The organism is Gilliamella sp. GillExp13, from assembly GCF_001690815.1.
In the GTDB taxonomy this organism is placed as follows: Bacteria; Pseudomonadota; Gammaproteobacteria; order Enterobacterales; family Orbaceae; genus Gilliamella; species Gilliamella bombi.
The window spans coordinates 1-2097 of the sequence record NZ_LZHJ01000065.1 but is presented as its reverse complement, the minus strand read 5'-3'; the positions used below and the strand labels follow the sequence as shown (position 1 = coordinate 2097).

The 2097-nt window shown below is 31.8% G+C and carries 4 protein-coding genes and 1 pseudogene; all 5 read left to right on the top strand.

Going from position 1 to position 2097, the window contains the following annotated elements; genetic code table 11:
• Positions 1–326, top strand: a 326-nt coding sequence (locus tag A9G37_RS04635; RefSeq protein WP_065574768.1) for an IS3 family transposase, incomplete at its 5' end; no start/stop codon positions are given.
• A gap of 25 nt (positions 327–351) precedes the next feature.
• Positions 352–738 (top strand): hypothetical protein, encoded by a 387-nt coding sequence (locus tag A9G37_RS04630; protein WP_141671057.1) that lies wholly within the window; start codon positions 352–354, stop codon positions 736–738.
• Positions 739–1181, top strand: a pseudogene (locus A9G37_RS13500) (gp16 family protein).
• Complete coding sequence (locus A9G37_RS04620) at positions 1150–1656, top strand: hypothetical protein (protein WP_065574766.1); 507 nt, start codon at positions 1150–1152, stop codon at positions 1654–1656. Before A9G37_RS13500 ends, A9G37_RS04620 begins: the two are co-directional and overlap by 32 nt.
• A gap of 3 nt (positions 1657–1659) precedes the next feature.
• The gene (locus tag A9G37_RS04615) at positions 1660–2022 is read left to right on the top strand and encodes a Mor transcription activator family protein (RefSeq protein ID WP_065574765.1); all 363 of its coding nucleotides are present in this window, start codon (positions 1660–1662) and stop codon (positions 2020–2022) included.
• Positions 2023–2097 lie beyond the last annotated feature (75 nt).

The following is a 2097-nucleotide window of genomic DNA, read 5'->3' as shown; positions in this document are numbered from 1 at the left end:
CTATGAGTCAAATTCCAATGAACTTACAGACGATTGAGTTGTTTCATTCTGATAGAGGAAAAGAGTTTGATAATCATTTGATTGATGAATGTTTAACAGCATTTGGAATTAAACGGTCCTTAAGTCACAAAGGCTGCCCCTATGATAACGCAATTGCAGAAAGCACATTCAAAGCAGTGAAAACAGAATTTGTGTCAAATACTATTTTTGATTCACTGGCGCAACTTAAATTGGAATTTAATCACTATGTGGATTGGTTTAATTATAATCGACTTCATTCAACATTAAATTACCAGTCGCCGATTGAATACAAAAGAAATCGATGACCTTATCTTTTTGGTACTAAAAAGTGTGGACATACCAGAACCGTCTTTTCATGCAAATCAAAATATTTTAGGAGGTCAATTATCTTTTGTCGCATTTTCTGACTTAAATGAATCAATTAGAAATGATATTGAAAGAATCATAAAAAAAAATTTAGGTAAACTACCATCAATAAATGATGATGCTAAAGATATTTTGGTTGATATAGCTAATGAATTTGATTTATTAGAAAAATTTAATTTGATAATGAAAACTAAATTTTCTAATCCTAAACGCTATATGCCTGATTATCATGTTTCAATCAGTCATGAACATTCGTTTATGCGTGAAGTTCAGGGGCAGGGTTATGTCGATGGACAGATATATGATGAACTCTATGCCGAATATGTTAAGTTAAAATCAGGTTCTATCTAGATGAAATCTAAATACATCAAGCTTATTCATATAGCTAAAACACAACTTAATTTAGATGACGATACCTATCGTCATCTATTACTGACTATAACTAAAAAAACTAGCACTAAAAATATGACAGTTTGGGAACTAGAAAAAGTTATAACTAATTTGAAATTAAAAGGTTTTAAAGTTAAATCATCAAAAAAACGGGGAAGATAACAGCTACAGAACCAGTTCATAAAAAAATACGCTCATTATGGCTAGAACTAGCTGATGCGGGTGAAATCAAAAACCGTTCTGAAAAAGCTATCAATTCTTATGTAAAACGTATTGCTGGTGTTGAAGTGATGGATTGGCTTACCCAAAACCAAGCAATGGTTGTAATTGAAAGCCTAAAAAGTTGGCTAGAACGCGTAAAAAGGAATAAAAATGAAATTAACACGTTGCCCAATTTGTCATAACGAAATTAATTTAGAAGCATTAGTCGAAGATGATTCTGGTAGAGAATTACTTATATTAGTAAGTAATTTAAACTATGGCTGTGCTAAACCGATGATTGCCTATATTGGTTTATTTCGTACTCAAAAATCAAATTTAAGCAATTCTAGAGCAGTAAACTTAATTAATGAGGTCCTAAAATTATATCAACCCAGCAGGCATCTGGCTCATGCACTAAGAGAAACCGTTAATAATATTCACGCTAAGCGTGCACTAGGTGAATATAAGCCGTTTAAAAATCATAATTATCTAAAGTCAGTTTATGATTCTACTAAGCATTTATTTGCGTACGTTGAACATAAAGAAGAAGATAAACCTATTCGTAGCAGTAATGAAGAGTATTTTGAACAGATGTATAGAGCCGGTATCGATTTTAATAAATTAGAAAAAAATATACCTGGTGCACTAGATTGGTATAAGAAGAAAACAGGAGCGTAAACTATGACAAAGTCTGCAATGTCTATCAAACGTCACGAATTACTAACACATGTATCATTATCTGCTGCTAACGACGCAATGGATTATGGTTTACCTGAAGATATTGCAGCACAGTTAGGTGATAACATTGCAAATACAATTTCAGAACTGTTTGGCGGTCAGAATATCACATTTCCACGCGACTACAGATTTAAACTAAACCAACGTGACTTGCAAATCTATGACGCATTTAAAGGCAATAACTACGCAGAACTAAGTCAAAAATATAAAATGACAGAACGAGGTATCAGAAAAGTAATCGACCGAGTTCATAAACGAATGATAAAAGAAAAACAACCAACACTGTTTGAATTTAATGACGCCTAATTAATTTTTAGAGCAAAATTTTTTAGGCAATTTTTTATTTCATATTTTGTAACACTTTTTCAAAAAACAATTTCA

Bases quoted from the DNA above. Each gene is read 5' to 3' on its own strand.
- A9G37_RS04620 (WP_065574766.1), top strand. From the start codon at position 1,150: ATGAAATTAACACGTTGCCCAATTTGTCATAACGAAATTAATTTAGAA.
- A9G37_RS04615 (WP_065574765.1), top strand. From the start codon at position 1,660: ATGACAAAGTCTGCAATGTCTATCAAACGTCACGAATTACTAACACAT.